General features: G+C 44.2%; 20 protein-coding genes and 1 riboswitch. Of the genes, 19 read left to right on the top strand and 1 reads right to left on the bottom strand.

All coding sequences use genetic code 11. The features are described from left to right. Window positions 1–311: 311 nt before the first annotated feature. The 16 genes from LC033_RS06900 (at window position 312) to ablB (ending at window position 15405) form a co-directional block, all read left to right on the top strand. Window positions 312–866, top strand: a complete 555-nt coding sequence (locus LC033_RS06900) for a DUF2179 domain-containing protein (protein ID WP_226567518.1) — start codon at window positions 312–314, stop codon at window positions 864–866. Continuing rightward, complete coding sequence (locus tag LC033_RS06895) at window positions 863–1063, top strand: NETI motif-containing protein (protein WP_226567517.1); 201 nt, start codon at window positions 863–865, stop codon at window positions 1061–1063. Before LC033_RS06900 ends, LC033_RS06895 begins: the two co-directional genes overlap by 4 nt. 79 nt (window positions 1064–1142) lie before the next feature. Then, a riboswitch (purine riboswitch) is annotated at window positions 1143–1244 on the top strand. 169 nt (window positions 1245–1413) lie between these two features. Then, a complete protein-coding gene (purE, locus tag LC033_RS06890; RefSeq protein WP_226567516.1) occupies window positions 1414–1902 on the top strand; it encodes a 5-(carboxyamino)imidazole ribonucleotide mutase in 489 nt (162 codons plus the stop codon). Beyond that, window positions 1895–3037 carry a 5-(carboxyamino)imidazole ribonucleotide synthase gene (purK, locus tag LC033_RS06885; RefSeq protein WP_226567514.1) on the top strand — a complete coding sequence of 381 codons (1143 nt, stop codon included), beginning with the start codon at window positions 1895–1897 and terminating at the stop codon, window positions 3035–3037. The genes purE and purK overlap by 8 nt, the downstream gene beginning before the upstream one ends. After that, the gene (purB, locus tag LC033_RS06880) at window positions 3034–4329 is read left to right on the top strand and encodes an adenylosuccinate lyase (protein WP_226567512.1); all 1296 of its coding nucleotides are present in this window, start codon (window positions 3034–3036) and stop codon (window positions 4327–4329) included. The genes purK and purB overlap by 4 nt, the downstream gene beginning before the upstream one ends. A gap of 72 nt (window positions 4330–4401) precedes the next feature. After that, window positions 4402–5124 carry a phosphoribosylaminoimidazolesuccinocarboxamide synthase gene (gene purC, locus LC033_RS06875; RefSeq protein ID WP_226567510.1) on the top strand — a complete coding sequence of 241 codons (723 nt, stop codon included), beginning with the start codon at window positions 4402–4404 and terminating at the stop codon, window positions 5122–5124. Next, window positions 5117–5371, top strand: coding sequence for a phosphoribosylformylglycinamidine synthase subunit PurS (gene purS / locus LC033_RS06870; protein ID WP_226567509.1), 255 nt, complete (start codon window positions 5117–5119; stop codon window positions 5369–5371). Before purC ends, purS begins: the two co-directional genes overlap by 8 nt. After that, entirely contained in the window at window positions 5368–6051 is a 684-nt protein-coding gene (purQ, locus tag LC033_RS06865) for a phosphoribosylformylglycinamidine synthase subunit PurQ (protein ID WP_226567508.1), read from the top strand. Before purS ends, purQ begins: the two co-directional genes overlap by 4 nt. Next, the gene (gene purL, locus LC033_RS06860) at window positions 6035–8266 is read left to right on the top strand and encodes a phosphoribosylformylglycinamidine synthase subunit PurL (protein WP_226567507.1); all 2232 of its coding nucleotides are present in this window, start codon (window positions 6035–6037) and stop codon (window positions 8264–8266) included. Before purQ ends, purL begins: the two co-directional genes overlap by 17 nt. Continuing rightward, entirely contained in the window at window positions 8242–9672 is a 1431-nt protein-coding gene (purF, locus tag LC033_RS06855) for an amidophosphoribosyltransferase (protein WP_226567506.1), read from the top strand. Before purL ends, purF begins: the two co-directional genes overlap by 25 nt. A gap of 96 nt (window positions 9673–9768) precedes the next feature. Next, window positions 9769–10809 carry a phosphoribosylformylglycinamidine cyclo-ligase gene (gene purM, locus LC033_RS06850; protein ID WP_226567505.1) on the top strand — a complete coding sequence of 347 codons (1041 nt, stop codon included), beginning with the start codon at window positions 9769–9771 and terminating at the stop codon, window positions 10807–10809. Further along, the gene (purN, locus tag LC033_RS06845) at window positions 10806–11375 is read left to right on the top strand and encodes a phosphoribosylglycinamide formyltransferase (protein WP_226567504.1); all 570 of its coding nucleotides are present in this window, start codon (window positions 10806–10808) and stop codon (window positions 11373–11375) included. The genes purM and purN overlap by 4 nt, the downstream gene beginning before the upstream one ends. A 16-nt stretch (window positions 11376–11391) precedes the next feature. Beyond that, window positions 11392–12930 carry a bifunctional phosphoribosylaminoimidazolecarboxamide formyltransferase/IMP cyclohydrolase gene (gene purH / locus LC033_RS06840; protein WP_226567503.1) on the top strand — a complete coding sequence of 513 codons (1539 nt, stop codon included), beginning with the start codon at window positions 11392–11394 and terminating at the stop codon, window positions 12928–12930. A gap of 12 nt (window positions 12931–12942) precedes the next feature. Next, window positions 12943–14217: a phosphoribosylamine--glycine ligase gene (gene purD, locus LC033_RS06835; RefSeq protein WP_226567502.1), complete on the top strand. Its 1275-nt coding sequence runs from the start codon at window positions 12943–12945 to the stop codon at window positions 14215–14217. A 125-nt stretch (window positions 14218–14342) separates the two neighbouring features. Next, window positions 14343–14537 (top strand): hypothetical protein, encoded by a 195-nt coding sequence (locus LC033_RS06830; protein WP_226567501.1) that lies wholly within the window; start codon window positions 14343–14345, stop codon window positions 14535–14537. Between the two features lie 22 nt (window positions 14538–14559). Continuing rightward, on the top strand, window positions 14560–15405 hold the full coding sequence (gene ablB, locus LC033_RS06825) for a putative beta-lysine N-acetyltransferase (RefSeq protein ID WP_226567500.1): 846 nt from the start codon (window positions 14560–14562) through the stop codon (window positions 15403–15405). Here the strand turns inward: ablB and LC033_RS06820 are convergent. Beyond that, window positions 15400–17058, bottom strand: coding sequence for a PucR family transcriptional regulator (locus LC033_RS06820; RefSeq protein ID WP_226567499.1), 1659 nt, complete (start codon window positions 17056–17058; stop codon window positions 15400–15402). The genes ablB and LC033_RS06820 overlap by 6 nt on opposite strands. Window positions 17059–17248: 190 nt before the next feature. Between LC033_RS06820 and LC033_RS06815 the strand changes: the two genes are divergently transcribed. Genes LC033_RS06815 through LC033_RS06805 form a run of 3 tightly spaced genes read left to right on the top strand, consistent with a single transcriptional unit; the run spans window position 17249 to window position 19953 of the window. Beyond that, a complete protein-coding gene (locus LC033_RS06815) occupies window positions 17249–18613 on the top strand; it encodes an aspartate aminotransferase family protein (RefSeq protein ID WP_226567498.1) in 1365 nt (454 codons plus the stop codon). Between the two features lie 12 nt (window positions 18614–18625). Beyond that, complete coding sequence (locus LC033_RS06810) at window positions 18626–19312, top strand: CoA transferase subunit A (RefSeq protein WP_226567496.1); 687 nt, start codon at window positions 18626–18628, stop codon at window positions 19310–19312. Then, window positions 19288–19953 carry a 3-oxoacid CoA-transferase subunit B gene (locus tag LC033_RS06805; protein ID WP_226567494.1) on the top strand — a complete coding sequence of 222 codons (666 nt, stop codon included), beginning with the start codon at window positions 19288–19290 and terminating at the stop codon, window positions 19951–19953. Before LC033_RS06810 ends, LC033_RS06805 begins: the two co-directional genes overlap by 25 nt. Window positions 19954–19960 lie beyond the last annotated feature (7 nt).

The raw sequence follows: 19960 nt of genomic DNA, 5'->3' as shown, positions 1-19960 counted from the left end.
ACTACTTCTAATTGATTTCTTCTCTCTTCTTCACGTTTCGATAACATGTTCATCCCCCGCAGAATTGTGTTATTACCCTTATTATACAAAAAAGCTTGTAGACTTTGTCTACAAGCTGAAACCTCCTTTTTTTGAAAAGGAGGTTTTCATGTTGAGAAGAGGAAAAAACGGGTACACTCTTGGTATTACAATCCTCCCTTGTTGTCAAAAGATATAGGTGTTTTTCTGGCGCAAATTTGATTGTATCAAGGTTTGTTCTCTAGTAGAATATGGGGTGCTTTATTTGATTTTTAGTGCAGGGGGTGCGAATCGTGCTTCAACTACTTTTATCCAATGCGTTCACCATGGTTTTAATCATTTTAGTGATTAACATTGTCTATGTCTCTTTTTCCACCATGCGTTTGATTTTAACAATGAAAGGCAGACGGTACGTAGCTGCTTTTGCTGGTACAGTCGAAATGCTCATTTATGTCATTGGTTTAAGTATCGTACTCGATAACTTAGATCAAGTACAAAATGTCATTGCATATGCAATAGGTTATGGGATTGGGATCATTGTCGGGATGAAAATTGAAGAGAAGCTGGCACTTGGCTACATTACTGTGAATGTGATTACAAAAGAATTGGATCTAGATCTCCCAAGACAATTGAGAGAAAAGGGATATGGTGTCACCAACTGGGTAGTAGGCGGTCTTGAAGGAGACCGGACAGCGATGCAAATTTTAACACCGAGAAAATATGAACTGCAATTATATGAAACGATTAAAACGCTTGATTCAAAGGCGTTTATTATCTCATATGAGCCCAAATCGATTCATGGCGGCTTCTGGGTGAAGGCTGTGAAGAAAAGGAGAATTAAAGAATGACCGCAAAACCAAAGAAGAAGAGATTCTATGTAGAAGACAACATGACGATTGATCAAGTGTTGTCCCAGATGGCAGAGGAAGGCTACTCGCCTGTCCGTCGAATGGAGGAGCCGATCTTTCAGGAAAAGAAGAAAAATGGGTCGATTCAGATCATTCCGATTGGGAAAAAAATCGTATTTGAAGGAAAAATAGTCTAAATCCGAACATTAAAACGACGACTTCATAGATTGTTCGATAAATCCGTTGACATCATGAACATCCGTTGTTAAGATAAACATGAAATCAAAACACGAACCTCATATAATCTTGGGAATATGGCCCATAAGTTTCTACCCAGTTACCATAAATGACTGGACTATGCAGGATAGTGAACAAAACTGACATGGCTTTTTAAAAGCGAACAGCGCTTACCATGGCCCGGTTTGTGTTGCTTCCTAACAATGCAATACAAATCGGGTCTTTTTGTTCGGCGTTTGACAAGCTGCTTAGGTTTGGGGAGCGTGTCAAACGATACAAAATCGAATATCAGCTTAAAGGTGGGGACAAAATGAAGCCGCTTGTAGGTGTCATCATGGGAAGTACATCTGATTGGGAAACAATGAAAAATGCGTGCGATATCTTAGAGGAACTAGACATTCTGTATGAAAAACAGGTAGTATCCGCACATCGGACACCTGATTTAATGTTTGAATATGCGACTGAAGCAAGAGGTAAAGGACTAAAAGTCATTATTGCCGGTGCTGGAGGCGCAGCACATTTACCGGGGATGGTCGCAGCAAAAACGACACTGCCGGTCATTGGTGTGCCCGTTCAATCAAAGGCACTGAATGGGCTGGATTCCTTATTATCCATCGTTCAAATGCCAGGCGGTGTGCCAGTTGCCTCAGTGGCTATTGGCAAAGCCGGTGCAACAAATGCTGGCCTCTTAGCCGCACAAATGATCTCAGCATTTGATGAAACAATTGCAGCTCGTCTTGAAGAAAGAAGAGAACAAACAAAACAGACTGTACTAGAAAGCAGTGATCAGCTTGGCTAAGCAGACCATTTTTCCAAACGCAACCATTGGTATTATCGGCGGAGGACAGCTTGGCAGATACATGGCCGTTAGCGCAAAGCAAATGGGGTACTGGGCAGCTGCCCTAGACCCAGTCACACAATCTCCATGTGGACAGGTTGCTGATACAGAAATCACAGCAGCATATAGTGATCTTGAAGCGATTCGAAAGCTAGCAGAAATCAGCGATGTGGTGACTTATGAGTTTGAAAATATTGATTATGATGCACTCAATCAACTGAAGGAAGAGGCCTATTTACCACAAGGAAGCGAAATTCTTCTTTTAACTCAAAACCGTGAAACCGAGAAAAAAGGGATTGTAGACGCAGGCTGTGAAGTAGCACCTTATCGCATCATTCATGATGAAAAGGAGCTAGAAGACGCAGCGAACGTGCTTGGATTGCCCGCCGTGCTGAAAACATGCCGGGGCGGTTACGACGGAAAAGGACAGTACGTGATCAAAGAGAAGGGTCAGCTTCAAGAAGCAGCCGCATTGCTCTCGCATGGAACATGTATTTTAGAAAGCTGGGTCCCATTTCAAATGGAACTGTCCGTTATCGTCACGCGTTCTGTTCATGGGGAAATTGCGGTATTCCCAGTCGCTGAGAACATTCATAAGCACAATATTTTATTCCAAAGCATCGTGCCTGCAAGGGTAGATGACAGCATTCAGGAGAAGGCGAAGGAGCTGGCAACGAAACTTGCTGAAAAGCTGGGGTTAGTCGGTACGCTTGCTGTAGAACTGTTCCTGACAAACGAAGGAAAGCTACTAGTCAATGAACTGGCACCACGCCCGCATAATTCGGGTCATTATACACTCGATTTATGTGAGACCAGTCAGTTTGAACAGCACATTCGTGCGATATGTGGGTTGCCACTTGGCGGTACAGCCCTTTTATCAGAGGGCATGATGGTGAACTTACTGGGCGATGAAGTGGACATCCCAAAAGAGCATCCTGAGCTTTTAAAGGAAGCGAAGCTCTATCTATATGGAAAGCATGAAGTGAAAGCCGGCCGCAAAATGGGGCATATGACGTTTATGAAAAAGCTCGAAGATGAATGGATGATAAACATCACAAAGATATGGACTGAAAGAGATGGAGGAAACGGGAAATGATCGAACGTTACGCACGACCAGAAATGTCAGCAATCTGGACAGAGGAAAACAAATTTAACGCATGGCTTGAAGTAGAAATTCTCGCTTGTGAAGCTTGGGCAGAACTTGGCATTATTCCGAAAGAAGACGTTGTGACGATGCGCAAGAATGCAAGCTTTGATATTGGACGTATTTTAGAGATCGAACAAGACACGCGCCACGACGTGGTTGCCTTTACGCGTGCTGTATCTGAATCTCTAGGAGAAGAAAGAAAGTGGGTTCATTACGGATTAACATCTACAGACGTGGTGGATACGGCGCTTTCATATCTATTAAAACAGGCGAACGATATCTTGCTCGAGGACATTGAGAGATTTGTTGATATATTAAAAGAAAAAGCAAAAGAGCACAAATATACCGTCATGATGGGCCGTACACACGGTGTACATGCTGAACCGACAACATTTGGCCTGAAGCTTGCTCTTTGGTACGAAGAAATGAAGCGTAACTTAGAACGTTTTAAACATGCAAAAGCTGGCATCGAATACGGCAAAATCTCTGGTGCTGTTGGCACATATGCGAACATCGACCCGTTTGTTGAGCAATATGTATGTGAGAAACTTGGCATCAAAGCTGCACCAATTTCAACCCAAACCTTGCAGCGTGATCGTCATGCAGATTACATGGCAACTCTTGCTTTAGTCGCCACAAGCATTGAGAAATTTGCTGTTGAAATTCGTGGTCTTCAAAAGAGTGAAACACGTGAAGTAGAAGAGTTCTTTGCAAAAGGACAAAAAGGATCATCCGCTATGCCGCATAAACGGAACCCAATCGGCTCTGAAAATATGTCTGGAATTGCCCGTGTCATCCGTGGTTACATGCTGACAGCCTATGAAAATGTACCGCTTTGGCATGAGCGTGATATTTCTCATTCATCTGCTGAACGCATCATCTTACCAGATGCAACGATTGCACTAAACTATATGCTGGATCGTTTCTCCAACATTGTGAAGAACTTGACGGTCTTCCCTGAGAATATGAAACGCAACATGGATCGCACACTTGGCTTGATCTACTCTCAGCGTGTCCTTCTCGCGTTAATTGATACAGGCATGGCACGTGAAGAAGCGTATGATACTGTTCAGCCAAAGGCGATGGAAGCATGGGAAAAGCAAGTGCCATTCCGTTCTTTAGTAGAAGCAGAAGAGAAAATCACATCACGCCTAACACCTGAACAAATCGCTGACTGCTTCAATTACAACTATCACTTGAAAAATGTCGATATGATTTTCGAGCGTCTAGGTCTTGTGTAAGAAATGGACCGCCTGCTAGTTAGGTGGCCAATCTTGAAAATTGCCAATATTCAAATTAGGAGGCCGATCTGAATGACTGTGAAACAAGAACTTCTCTACGAAGGCAAAGCGAAAAAAATCTATCAGACCGATGACGAGCATATTTTATATGTTGAATATAAAGATTCAGCCACAGCATTTAACGGTGAAAAGAAAGCGGAAATCGAAGGCAAAGGTCGACTGAACAATGAAATTTCAAGCTTAATCTTTCAAATGCTGCATGAGAAAGGGATCAACAATCACTTTTTAAAACGCCTCTCTGAAACAGAACAGCTCATTCAAAAGGTCCAAATTGTACCGCTTGAAGTGGTTGTACGAAACGTTGTGGCAGGCAGTATGTCAAAACGCCTCGGCATTCCAGAGGGAACGAAACTGGAAAAGCCATTAATCGAGTTTTACTACAAGGATGATGCACTCGGTGATCCGCTCATTACAGAAGATCATATTTGCATATTACATGCAGCGGCACCTGAGCAGGTGGAGGAAATGAAACAGATCACAAGACAAGTGAATGAAGAGTTAAAACAAATCTTCTCAGATTGCCATGTAAATTTAATTGATTTCAAGCTTGAATTCGGTATAAATCACGAGAATCGTATTTTGCTAGCTGATGAGATTTCTCCTGATACGTGCAGGCTTTGGGACAAAGACACAAACGAAAAGCTTGATAAAGACGTGTTCAGACGAAACCTGGGTGGCTTAACGAATGCATACGAAGAAATTTTCAAAAGACTTGGAGGCCATAAACATGTATAAAGTGAAAATTTTTGTCAGCTTAAAAGAGAGCGTTCTTGATCCACAAGGAAGTGCCGTGCAGCATGCTTTGCACAGCATGTCCTATCAGGAAGTAAAGGATGTCCGTATCGGGAAATACATGGAGCTTGTCATTGAAAAATCAGATCGTGATTTAGACACAGTGGTAAAAGAAATGTGTGAAAAATTACTTGCCAACACGGTAATTGAAGATTACCGCTATGAGGTGGAGGAGGTTATCGCACAGTGAAGTTTGCAGTGATCGTTTTGCCTGGCTCTAACTGTGATATCGATATGTACCATGCGATTCAAAATGAGTTAGATGAACAAGTTGAATATGTATGGCACGACGAAACGAGCCTTGACGGATTTGACGGTATACTCGTACCAGGCGGTTTCTCTTATGGGGATTACTTAAGATGCGGTGCAATTGCTCGTTTCTCTAACATCATGCCGGCTGTGAAGAAAGCAGCTGAGGAAGGAAAGCCTGTTCTGGGTGTTTGTAACGGGTTTCAAATTCTTCAGGAGCTTGGCATTCTTCCAGGTGCGATGAGACGAAATAAAGACCTGAAATTTATCTGCCGTCCAGTTGAACTCATTGTAGAGAACAACGATACGCAATTTACAAGCGGCTATCAAAAAGGCGAATTCATTACTATTCCTGTTGCACACGGTGAAGGCAACTTCTACTGTGACGAAGATACATTAACGAAGCTCATTGAACAAGGCCAAATCGCTTTCACTTATGGAGATGATATTAACGGTAGTACAAATCGAATTGCAGGTATAACGAATGAGCAGGGCAATGTACTCGGCATGATGCCGCACCCTGAGCGCGCGGTTGATTCATTACTAGGCAGCCCAGACGGACTTAAGTTGTTTCAATCTATCGTGAAAAATTGGAGGGACACTCATGTCACTACTGCTTGAACCAAGTCACAAGCAAATTAAAGAAGAGAAATTGTATCAGCAAATGGGATTGAGTGATGAAGAATTCGCTTTAATCGAATCTATTATTGGCAGGCTGCCGAACTACACAGAAACAGGTATCTTTTCTGTTATGTGGTCTGAGCATTGCAGTTATAAAAACTCAAAGCCTGTTTTAAGCAAGTTCCCGACAAAAGGAGAACATGTTCTTCAAGGTCCTGGGGAAGGCGCTGGAATCGTTGATATTGGAGACAACCAAGCCGTTGTATTTAAAATCGAATCACATAACCATCCTTCTGCGATTGAACCGTATCAAGGAGCAGCAACAGGTGTCGGCGGGATTATCCGTGATGTATTCTCTATGGGTGCGCGTCCAATTGCTGTATTAAACTCTCTTCGTTTTGGTGAACTGACTTCACCGCGCGTGAAGTACTTGTTTGAAGAAGTAGTGGCAGGAATCGCAGGTTATGGAAACTGTATCGGTATTCCAACAGTCGGCGGAGAGGTTCATTTTGATCAAAGTTATGAAGGCAACCCGCTCGTCAACGCGATGTGTGTTGGATTAATCAACCATGAGGACATCAAAAAAGGGCAGGCCAAAGGTGTTGGCAATACGGTCATGTACGTAGGTGCCAAAACTGGACGTGACGGGATTCACGGCGCCACATTTGCCTCTGAAGAATTTTCTGATGAATCAGAAGAAAAGCGTTCAGCTGTTCAAGTAGGAGATCCGTTCATGGAAAAGCTATTGCTTGAAGCGTGCCTTGAAGTCATTAAAAATGATGCGCTCGTTGGCATTCAAGATATGGGAGCAGCTGGTTTAACAAGCTCAAGTGCGGAAATGGCAAGTAAAGCAGGTTCTGGTATTGAGATGAACCTAGACCTCATTCCGCAGCGTGAAACTGGCATGTCTGCATACGAAATGATGCTGTCTGAATCTCAAGAGAGAATGCTTTTGGTCATTGAAAAAGGCCGTGAGCAAGAAATTATCGATATCTTTGAAAAATATGATCTTGAAGCTATCTCAGTCGGTCATGTGACAGACGATAAAATGCTTCGTTTAATCCATCAAGGTGAAGTGGTTTGTGAGCTTCCTGTTGATGCACTTGCAGAAGAAGCACCGGTTTATCACAAGCCGTCAAGTGAGCCTGCATACTATCGTGAGTTCTTAGAAACAAAAGTCGAAGCACCTGACATGACAGATGCAGCAGATACGTTAAAACAGCTCCTTCAGCAGCCCACGATTGCAAGTAAAGAATGGGTCTATGATCAATACGACTACATGGTTCGGACAAATACAGTCGTTGCACCGGGCTCTGATGCAGGTGTTCTAAGAATTCGTGGAACGAAAAAAGCCCTTGCGATGACAACAGATTGTAACGCACGTTATCTCTATCTTGACCCAGAGGTCGGCGGTAAGATTGCAGTGGCAGAAGCAGCACGTAACATTGTCTGCTCAGGCGCTCGTCCTCTTGCAGTGACAGATAACCTGAACTTCGGTAACCCTGAGAAACCAGAAATCTTCTGGCAGATTGAAAAGTCTGCTGACGGTATTAGCGAAGCTTGCCGCACATTAAGCACGCCGGTGATCGGTGGTAACGTCTCTTTATACAATGAATCAAATGGAACAGCCATTTACCCAACACCAGTCATTGGAATGGTTGGTTTGGTTGAAGATACAGCTCATATTACGACTCAATCGTTTCAGCAGGAAGGCGATGTGATTTTCGTCATTGGTGAAACGAAGGAAGAATTTGCAGGCAGTGAGCTTCAAAAAATGACAGAAGGCCGTATCTACGGAAAAGCGCCAGAAATTGATTTGGATGTAGAACTTGCACGTCAAGAAGCCCTTCTAGCAGCGATTCAAAACGGACTTGTTCAATCAGCACATGATGTGTCTGAAGGCGGTCTTGGTGTAGCACTTGCTGAAAGTACGTTTGGAACAGACGGTCTTGGCGCCGATATCCAGATCGATCTAAACAGTGCAGCATCATTATTCAGTGAATCGCAGTCACGTTTTGTCGTAACAGTTAAACCAGAAAACCGTGAAGCATTTGCTGCGGCTGTGAAAGATGCGAAAGAAGTCGGAACGGTCACAAATGATGGTGTATTGGCCGTCAAAAATCAAGAAGGACAACAATGGATTCATGCAGCGGTCAACGAACTTGAACGTGCATGGAAAGGAGCGATCCCATGCTTGCTGAAATCAGAGGCTTAAACGAAGAGTGTGGTGTCTTTGGGGTTTGGGGGCACAAAGAAGCCCCGCAAATCACATATTACGGATTGCATAGTCTTCAGCACCGAGGACAAGAAGGTGCGGGAATCATTGCAACAGATGGTGAAAACCTGACGTCACACAAAGGCCTTGGACTGATTACGGAAGTGTTCCAAAATGGTGAGCTAAAGGATTTAACGGGAAAAGGTGCGATCGGACACGTTCGGTATGCGACAGCAGGCGGAGGCGGCTTTGAAAATGTGCAGCCCCTCTTCTTCCGCTCGCAAAATAACGGCAGTCTTGCCCTTGCTCATAATGGGAACTTAGTGAATGCAACGCAATTAAAGCAGCAGCTAGAGAACCAGGGAAGCATTTTCCAAACTTCCTCTGATACCGAAGTGCTGGCTCACTTAATCAAGCGCAGTGGGTATGTTGATTTGAAGGATCAAATCAAAAATGCTCTGTCTATGCTTAAAGGAGCATATGCTTTCTTAATTATGACGGAAACAGAAATGATCGTGGCGCTTGATCCGAATGGCTTACGTCCACTTTCACTTGGTGTGCTTGGAGACGCTTATGTTGTTGCTTCTGAAACATGTGCATTTGACGTCGTCGGCGCAACGTATTTAAGAGATGTGGAGCCTGGTGAAATGCTGATCATGAATGATGAAGGGTTGAAATCTGAGCGCTTCTCTATGAACATTAACCGTAGCATGTGTAGCTTGGAATATATTTATTTCTCAAGACCTGACAGCAACATCAACGGCATCAACGTGCATAGTGCGAGAAAGAATCTTGGCAAGAAGCTTGCAGAAGAAGCGCATGTGGAAGCAGACGTCGTGACAGGTGTACCAGATTCCAGTATTTCTGCAGCGATTGGCTATGCCGAAGCGACAGGCATTCCATATGAGCTTGGTTTAATTAAAAACCGTTATGTCGGCCGGACATTTATTCAGCCGTCTCAATCATTGCGTGAGCAGGGCGTGCGAATGAAGCTGTCTGCTGTGCGCGGGGTTGTCGAAGGAAAGCGTGTCGTCATGGTGGATGATTCCATCGTACGCGGAACAACAAGCCGCCGAATTGTCACGATGCTAAGAGAAGCGGGGGCAACTGAAGTACATGTACGCATTAGTTCACCGCCAATTTCTCATCCGTGTTTTTATGGAATTGATACGTCCACACACGAAGAGCTAATTGCCTCTTCTCATTCAGTTGAAGAAATTAGACAGGAAATCGGTGCAGACTCCATTGCATTTTTATCTGTAGACGGTTTAATGGACGGGATTGGAAGAAAGTATGATGATCCGCAGCGTGGTCAATGCTTAGCATGCTTTACTGGAAAATACCCGACTGAAATTTATGAAGACACTGTCCTTCCGCATGTGAAGGAAACAGTCCTGACGAAATAATCGAATAATGGAGCAGCAGTCAAGATGATTTGATATGCTGCTCTTTCATTCTGCCGACAATAAATGGAAGTTAAGCAGCTAAAAGGAGTGAATGGGATGTCAGAAGCATATAAAAACGCCGGTGTCGACATCGAAGCAGGATACGAAGCCGTCAAACGAATGAAAACACACGTAGAACGTACAAAAAGAGCAGGAGTAATGGGCGTTCTAGGCGGCTTTGGCGGTATGTTTGATTTATCTGAGCTGCCATACAAAAAGCCCGTCCTTATCTCAGGAACAGATGGTGTTGGCACGAAATTAAAGCTTGCTTTTTTAATGGATAAGCACGATACAATCGGCGTAGATGCAGTTGCTATGTGTGTTAACGATGTGCTTGCACAAGGGGCAGAGCCGCTTTTTTTCTTAGATTACTTAGCAGTCGGAAAAGCAGATCCTTTGAAAATTGAATCGATTGTCAAAGGTGTGGCTGATGGATGCGAGCAATCTGGTTCAGCACTTGTCGGCGGAGAGACAGCAGAAATGCCGGGTCTTTACTCAGAAGAAGAATATGATATTGCTGGTTTTTCTGTAGGAGTCGTTGAAAAGAATGAAATCGTAACAGGAGACAGCATCAAAGAGGGACATTTGTTGATCGGACTCAGTTCAAGTGGGATTCATAGTAATGGCTACTCTCTTGTACGCCAAGTATTGCTCGAAGACGCCGGTCTTGACCTTCATCAAATATATGAGCCTTTTACAAGACCGCTTGGAGAAGAGCTTCTTGAACCGACGAAAATCTATGTAAAGCCAGTTCTCAAACAAGTGAAAGCCGGCAAGGTTGACGGCATGGCACATGTGACAGGCGGTGGCTTTATTGAGAATTTACCACGTATGCTGCCGGAAGGGCTTGGCATTGAGATTGATAACGGCTCATGGCCAGTACCACCTATTTTCTCTTTTATTCAGGAAAAAGGACAATTGAAGGTAGAAGAGATGTTCAACGTGTTTAATATGGGTATCGGCTTTGTCTTAGCAGTAAAAGAGGATCATTTAGTGGATGTCATCAGTGGACTTGAACAAGACGGGGAGAAAGCATTTCTGATCGGACGAGTTCAAAAAGGAGAAGGCGTCACTTTCGGCGGTGGAAGTCTCTCATGAAGAAGTTTGCGATCTTCGCCTCTGGAAGCGGGACAAATTTTCAAGCCATTATTGATACGTTAAAAGAAGAGCAGTGGCAGGCAGAGGCCGCCATAGTGATTTGTGATAAAGCGGGTGCGAAGGTGCTGAAGCGGGCAGAGAAAGAGGGCATTCCGTCCTTTGCTTTTACGCCTAAAGATTTTCCTAGTAAAGCGGCTTTTGAACAAACCATTATTGAACAGCTTAAGCTGCATGAAGTGGAATGGATTTTCCTCGCTGGGTATATGAGACTGATTGGGCCGACATTACTCAAAGCATTCAGAGGGAAAATCGTAAATATTCACCCTTCCTTACTTCCAGCATTCCCAGGGCTTGATGCCATTGGGCAAGCCTATCAAGCAGGGGTCAAAGTGGCAGGAATCACCGTTCATTATGTCGATGAGGGCATGGATACCGGACCAATTATTGAACAAGCTGCAATTCATATTGAACAAGGGGAAGACCTTGAATCGATTGAAAAAAGAATGCACGAACTAGAACACACACTATATCCAAAAGTGATCAAATCACTTTTAGAATTATCTTAGATGAGGTGACAAAGGCATGACGATCAAACGCGCATTAATCAGTGTTTCAGACAAAATGAATCTTGTACCTTTTGTGAAAGAATTAACAGAACTTGGCGTTGAAGTGATTTCAACTGGAGGTACACACAAGCTTCTTCAAGAGAACGGTATTGAAGTCATTGGGATTTCTGAAGTGACTGGATTCCCAGAAATCATGGACGGACGACTCAAAACACTTCACCCAACCATTCATGGTGGTCTATTAGCAGTGAGAGAAAACGATGAGCACATGGCACAGATTGAAAAGCACGGCATTCAGCCGATTGATCTTGTTGTCGTGAATCTATATCCATTCAAAGAGACGATCTCAAAAGACGATGTGACGTATGAAGAAGCGATTGAAAACATTGATATTGGGGGGCCGGGAATGCTTCGTGCTGCATCTAAAAATCATCAAGACGTGACTGTCATTGTGGATCCTCGTGATTATGATGCAGTGGTTCAGCAAATCAAAGAAGGCGGCGTGTCGCTTAAGAAAAAACGTGAGCTTGCGGCAAAGGTATTCCGTCATACAGCTGCTTACGATGCCCTCATTGCGGATTATTTAACGAACTATGTTGGCGAAACGGAGCCAGAACAGTTCACTGTCACGTTTGAGAAAAAACAATCCCTTCGTTATGGAGAAAACCCGCATCAAGCGGCTACTTTCTATGAAAATGCGCTTCCAAGCAAAGGGTCTTTGGCAACAGCGACGCAATTACATGGAAAAGAACTTTCCTACAACAATATCAAAGATGCCGATTCAGCTCTTCAAATCGTACGTGAATTCTCGGAGCCAGCAGCTGTTGCTGTGAAGCATATGAACCCATGTGGTGCTGGTACAGGGGAAAACATTGCAGAGGCATTTGACCGTGCATTCAAAGCAGATGAAACATCTATTTTCGGCGGCATTGTTGCGCTTAACCGTGAAGTAGACAAACAAACGGCTGAAGTTTTGCATACGATTTTCTTAGAAATTATCATTGCTCCTTCATTTAGCCAAGAAGCGCTTAACGTGTTAACAGCGAAAAAGAACCTTCGTTTATTAACACTAGATGTAGAAGCGGATCTCGAGAAAAAAGAAAAGCAGCTGACGAGTGTCCATGGCGGACTACTCGTTCAGGATATCGACACTTATGGCTTAGATGAAGCAACGATCTCTATTCCAACGAAAAGAGAACCAACTGAAGATGAATGGAAAGACTTAAAGCTCGCCTGGAAAGTCGTCAAGCATGTCAAATCAAACGCCATTGTCCTTGCGAAGGATCAAATGACAGCAGGTATCGGCGCTGGTCAAATGAACCGTGTCGGCTCGGCTAACATTGCGATTGAGCAAGCAGGTGAAAAGGCAAAAGGAAGCGCACTAGGCTCTGATGCTTTCTTCCCAATGGGCGATACAGTAGAAGCTGCTGCAAAGGCAGGTGTAACAGCGATTATTCAGCCAGGCGGATCGATTCGTGATGAAGAATCGATTTTAAAGGCAGATGAATACGGCATCGCCATGGTCTTCACTGGCGTTAGACATTTCAAACATTAAGGGGATGACAGTGTGAACATATTAATTATCGGCAGAGGCGGAAGAGAGCATACCATCGCATGGAAAGTGAATCAAAGTGCGCTTGTCAGCCAAGTATTTGTCGCACCTGGCAATGATGGAATGACAGGTGTCGCAAGCCTTGTACCGATCGACGAAGGTGATCATGAGGCGTTAATTCATTTTGCAAAAGAAAACGATATCGGCTTAACGATTGTCGGACCAGAGGTTCCTTTAATTGCAGGTGTGGTCGATGCATTTAAAGAAGCAGGTCTAAAGGTATTTGGACCAAATGCAAAAGCTGCGGTCATTGAAGGGTCAAAGGAATTTGCAAAAGATTTAATGGAAAATTACGATATCCCGACAGCCGCATATACAACCTTCACAGCGTTTGAAGAGGCGAAGGCATATGTAGAAGAAAAGGGCGCACCGATTGTCATTAAAGCAGACGGTCTCGCAGCAGGAAAAGGTGTGACAGTTGCCATGACACTTAAAGAGGCCATTGACTGTCTGCATGACTTTTTAGAGGATGAAAAATTTGGGGATGCGAGTGCATCTGTTGTCATTGAAGAATTTTTAACAGGAGAAGAGTTTTCACTGATGGCCTTTGTCAATGGAGAAAAGGTGTACCCGATGGTGATCGCGCAGGATCACAAACGTGCATTTGAAGATGACAAAGGACCGAACACTGGCGGCATGGGGGCTTATTCTCCGGTTCCACAAATTTCAGATGAAGTGGTGCAAAAAGCAGTTGAAGAAGTGGTAAAGCCGGCGGCTCGTGCGATGGTGCAGGAAGAACGTCCGTTTACAGGCATTTTATATGCAGGCTTAATGCTGACACCAGAAGGCTCGAAGGTCATTGAATTCAATGCACGCTTTGGCGACCCTGAAACGCAGGTTGTGCTCCCTCGTCTTGAATCGGATTTAGTTCAAGTATTCCTCGATATTCTTGATGGAAAAGATGTGGACTTACAGTGGAAAGACACAGCCGCTGTCAGTGTGGTTCTTGCATCAGAGGGGTACCCAGAGGACTATGCAAAAGGCACGCCGATCGGTGCTTTGCAAACAACTGTTTCTGATGTGGTGACCTTCCATGCAGGCACGAAAAAGGAAAACGATCAATTCGTGACAAATGGCGGTCGTGTAGCAAATGTCACTGCATTTGATGACACATTTGAAGCGGCAAGATCAAGAGTATATGAAGCGGTTGAAGACATCATTCAACCAGGTCTATTTTATCGCCGTGATATTGGCTCCCGTGCGCTGAAGGCTGCGGGGAAATCCGTTTAATCAAAACACCTTTCTATCTGATGAGATGGAAAGGTGTTTTTTCTTCTTTTGAACATGAGAAGGGATGCCGGCGGAATATGAAGAAGTAGTAGTAGTATGGGATCACGAATGTATGAGGAGGAAACATGGTTATTAAAGCATATATCATTGGTGTATTAGTCATGCTTATTTTATTTCTGATAGCCACAAATAACGTCATGTTGTTTGCAATTAAGCACAATAAAATGAAAAAAGCCTTAGCCATTAGTTATATGATCATTTCGATTCTTTCTGGTGTCGCAATTGCTTCATTTTTAATTTGGAGGTTTTTTATTAGCTGATTCATAAGAGAGGAATGAGTGTATGGTGCAATTGAAGGAACTTGCAAACGAGCGTTTTTCTGCCTTAATCTGTATTGATTCATTTAATCAAAGAATTCGTTTGGACGACTATAGCGGCAGGGTACGGGATGTCATTCAGTCAGTTCTTCAGGAGGCTGAGGGTTGCAGGGCTTCTAAGGTGATTGTGAAAGTAAGGCGTGAGCATGTGCCTCTTTTTTTAGAAAAAGGCTTTCGGCTTGAAGGGGTGTTTTCTCATTATTTCCTTGGAAGCGATGCGTACGGAATGTCGCTCTTTCTCACAGAGGATCGGATGAACAGTCCGTATTGGCTGAAGGAAGATGAAATCGTGGCGTCCATTCAAGGACAGCCTATCAAAAAAGATCAGGGCACGTGGCAGGATGAGTATGTGATGAGGAAAGCCGATGCGAAGGATATCCACAAGCTGGCAAAGCTCTATGATACGGTCTTTGAGACGTACCCCACCCCGATGAACGAGGCGGATTACATCCAAAAGGTGATGGAGGAAGGGACTGTTTTTTATGCCGTTGAACATGATGGTGACATTGTGAGTGCAGCATCCGCTGAAATCAATGCGCCGTATGGACATGCGGAATTAACAGATTGTGCAACCCTTCCATCATACAGAAAACTAGGATTCATGCATCATTTGATTCTATCACTCGAAAAAGAGCTTCAATCCATGCATATCTATGTCTTTTATTCGCTTGCGCGGGCACTGTCCTATGGGATGAATCAAGTATTTTATCAGCTTGGGTATACGTATACCGGTCGCTTCCAAAACAACTGCTATATTTTTGACAAAATTGAGGATATGAATCTATGGGTCAAAACGCCAAATGAATCATGAAATGGTTCTCATCTGATCAAGCAGACCAGATAGGCGGTAAGCCATGATACTCAGCTGCAGCTTCATCCGATCATCAGTGGATTTGAGGCTGCAGCCTGTTCTCGTTTCAATTTGTTTCAAGCGATAGCTCAATGTATGCCGGTGAATAAACAATTCTCCCGCAGATTTTTGAATATTTTCATTGTGTGCCAAATACACTTCGAGTGTATGGATCAGATCAGCTCCTTGTTTTCTTGTATAAAGCAAAGGGCTTAACAGCTCCACATAAAAGTCATGCAAATTCATTCCTGCTTCGTTCATTTCAAGGAGCATGCCATATAAGCCGAGCTTTTGATAATGAATGATGCTTTCATCTGTTTTTAAGAGTGGAAGAAGCCTTGCTGCATACTGGGCTTCTTTCGCGCTTTTTGCAAAGAGACTGATCTGATCATAGGCTTTTCCAATACCAATCAAAATCGGATGGACGGGGAAAAAATAAGACCAAGTATTCCGGCACTCCTCTGCTGCGCTATACCAATCTGTTTCTTGAAACGTTTTTTTTCCTGCGGGTGTCAGGACAAAAATGGAATCAAGCCTCGCCTTTAGTAAAAAGGGAATATGTCTGCGTTCAAATATCGATGTGAGCAATTGAGAGAGGCGCTGCACCATTTGGTGATCGAGCTGTGTATGCTGATGCTGAAATTGAAAGTAGATCACGACCTGTTCATCACTCATATCATATTGCAGCTTTGTTGCTTGTTCGATGACATAGCTTTCTTCTGTATATTGCTGCTGTAATATATCATCTAACAAATGTCCTTGCATTTGGTTTTCTGTATCTTGTATGGCTTTTTGTTTCAGCCATTCAATCGCATACACCGCCCCCGCATGCTCGATCGCAATCGCATCGAGATGATGCCATGCCGCCTTTTTCTTTAAAGACACAATAAACCCAAAAATATCACCCATCGCAATGACAGGACACGCAGCCAATACAAATTCTCCATATGTGTCATAAACGAGTCGCCCTTTCTCCTCTGCCTGCTTGAGCAGTGGCGTGGTTTCAATTGGTTCACAATCTGTTACAAAGCCAAAAGCAGGAGAATACGTCACTTGATCCTTTACAAGATGAGTAGCTATTTGATGTAAAAACATATCAAGCACCACGATGTTCGCCGCAGTTAAATGTGCCAGCTCATCCGTAATTTGCGTCACATTTTTATTGCTCACATTTAAATGGGTCAGTCTTTGATGAATCGCTGAAGAATATTTGAGTTGATGGAGCTGACTGCTGACGATTTGCTCTAGGATTGCTTTTGTAATGTCTGAGAAATTGACATGTGAAGGAATCTCAATGAGCGGGATGTCACTGCTTTTGGACGCTTCAATGATTGTTGCTGGAATCTCCGTTAAGTACACGCCTTTATAAATCGCAATGGCTGATAGACGATGAGATTGAATCAATTCTTCAAGCCGAACGCGTCTCTCTTTATTTTCCGCAAGCTCGAAACCGGTTGTGACAAGTAGTTCCCCTTCTGAAAGCCTGGATGTATCTTCGATGATTTCCACAATGGTTACCCACTGAATGAGGCGATCCAGCCCATTTTCTCCAGCAAGCAGTTTTGTTTCCTTCATGATATCGAGCGAGAGTGCATCTTTGACGAGAATCGCCATAGACTCATGACCTCCTTTTGAACAATCTTATACACGATGTATAAAAAATGTCTATGAAATTTGGGCATGTGGCGAATAGAGGATGACTGCCCTTTTGATTAAGCTAATCTTATAACAAGTATACAAAATTTTCTTGCGATTCATGAAAAAGAAAGATGCAGCTGCTGACAAGAGAGGGAGGAATGAAAACGTGGAAACCCGGGAGTACTTAATCAAACCAATGTTGAATCAGAATTATCCTGTGGCTGTGAAAGGAGAGGGGATTTATTTATATGATCGGGACGGAAAAAAATATGTAGATGGATCATCAGGGGCAGTCACGGCCAGTATTGGACATGGCATACGAGACATCATTGAGGCCATGACAGAGCAAGCGGAAAAAGTGAGTTTTACGTATAGGTCACAATTTACAAATGAACCAGCGGAAGAGCTTGCCTATGAATTGAGTACGCTTTGCCCTGGCAATCTGAACTGGTCTTTCTTTGTAGGAAGCGGATCAGAGGCAACGGAGACAGCGATGAAGATTGCGATCCAGCATTGGCAGGAGCAGGGGAAGACGGAAAAGAATCACATCATATCAAGGTGGATGAGTTATCACGGCATCACACTTGGTGCGCTGTCGATGTCAGGTCATATTGCCAGGAGAGAGCGCTTTGAACCACTGCTTGAAAAACACCCAGTGCTGTCACCACCATATAGCTACAGATCATGGCTGCCGAAAGAAGAAAGCAAGCAGGTCGAGTGGTATGTCCAGGAATTTAAAACTGTCATCCAGCGTATAGGAAAAGAGAGGATTGCTGCCTTTATGGCAGAGCCCATTGTTGGAGCGGCGGGAGCTGCACTTGTGCCCCCAGACGGGTATTTTGAAGCGATGAAGCGAGTCTGTGAGGAAAACGACATTTTAATGATTGCAGATGAGGTCATGACAGGCTTTGGACGAACAGGGAAAATGTTTGCTATGGAACACTGGGGTGTCGAACCAGATATCATGGTTCTCGGTAAAGGAATGAGTGCCGGTTATTCACCGATTGCGGCAACTGTTTCAGCGGATCATGTGATTGCACCGATTCTCAGTGGCTCAGGCTCTGTTATGGCAGGTCACACGTATAGTGCCAATCCGCTTTCAGCAGCCGTCTCACTGGCTGTTCTTCGATATATGAAAAAGCATCAGCTTCCTGAACGAGCGGATCTGTCAGGTCGATATTTAATGAATGCCTTAAAGGATTTGCAAACAAACAGTTTCATTATTGGAGATGTGAGAGGCAAAGGACTGTTCATCGGCATTGAGTTTGTCGCAGATCGTTTGTCCAAAACGCCATTTCCTGCACATGCTCAGATGACGAATCTAGTCGTGGAGACGGCAAAGCAAAATGGTTTACTCGTATATCCAGCAAGTGCCGGAGAGGATGGAGTGGGAGGCGCAGCTGTCATGATTGCACCGCCGCTTTCTATCACGCAACAGGAGATGGATGAACTCATTCATCTATTCGGGCAGACCATCACGCAGGTCGAACAAGAAGTCATCAATCGAGGGTTTTTCCCATCTGCCATGTAGGGAGGAAGGAACATGAACAAAACAGCGGGCTTTGATGAAGTGATCGCACGTTTTAAAGATGGCATGACCATCATGTTTGGCGGCTTTGGTGGAGTGGGCTCACCGCCATCATTGATCGACGCCATCCTAGAAGCAAATATCAAAGATCTGATATTGATCGGAAACGATGCAGGCTTCCCGCAAATTGGTGTTGGCCGGCTCATCACAGAGGGGAGAGTCAAGAAAATAATCGCTTCTCATATTGGCTCAAATCCCATTGCCGGGAAGAAAATGCAGGCGGGTACATTAGACGTTCTCTTTTACCCGCAGGGCATCCTAGCAGAAAAGATCAGAGCAGGCGGGATGGGCCTAGCGGGCATTGTGACAGATGTCGGGATGGATAGCCTGAATCGTGATGAGAAACAATTGGTTCCGCTAAATGGGAAGAATTATATTCTTGAGCCTGCGCTGACAGCGGATGTTGCCATCGTTAATGCCTTCAAAGCAGATGAAGCAGGAAATTTGATTTTTGATAAAAGTGCACGGAATACAAACCCGATTGTAGCGATGGCAGGAGACTGGACCATTGCGGAAGCAGAAGAGATTGTGCCGGTGGGTCAGCTCCATCCAGAAGAAATCGTGACGCCAGGCGTATTTGTGAACCAGATCGTGCAATCAAAAGGAGTGAACTGGACATGGGCATGGGAGACATCGATTTAAGACATCGCATTGCCAAAAGAGCGGCACAGGAAATTGAAGATGGCATGATTGTGAATCTTGGGATCGGAATCCCAACCCTAGCGGCGGATTACATCCCCACGCATTATCAAGTGTGGCTGCATGCAGAAAATGGCATTATGGGGGCAGGAGCCTCACCTGTACAAGGTGAAGAAGACCCGAATTTGTGCAATGCCGGCGGTTTTCCAATTACGTTATCAAAAGGTGGATCATACATGGACAGCACGACAGCTTTTGGCATCATTCGAAAAGGAATGCTAGACATGACAATTTTAGGTGCACTTGAAGTAAGCAGCCAGGGTGACCTTGCGAATTGGATCGTACCAGGTAAAAGAGTACCTGGTATGGGCGGAGCGATTGAGCTGGCGCAAAAAGCAAAAAAGGTTGTGGTGGTGATGAACCACCTTGATAAACACGGTCAATCAAAGGTGAAATCGGCCTGTACGCTGCCACTAACCGCTAAATCCTGTGTGGATCTGATTATCACGGATATGGCGGTTATTGAGATCAAGTCTCAGCTGTTGATCTTGCGTGAAGTCATGCCGCCGTTTCAGCCGGAAGATGTCATCAGGGCGACAGAGGCTCCTTTAATTTTAGCGCCTGATGTCAAATTTGTTGTGTAGAAAGGAT

This window comes from Bacillus stratosphericus, from assembly GCF_020524495.1.
Lineage (GTDB): Bacteria > Bacillota > Bacilli > Bacillales > Bacillaceae > Bacillus > Bacillus stratosphericus_B.
This window is presented reverse-complemented; position numbering and strand designations above follow the sequence as displayed.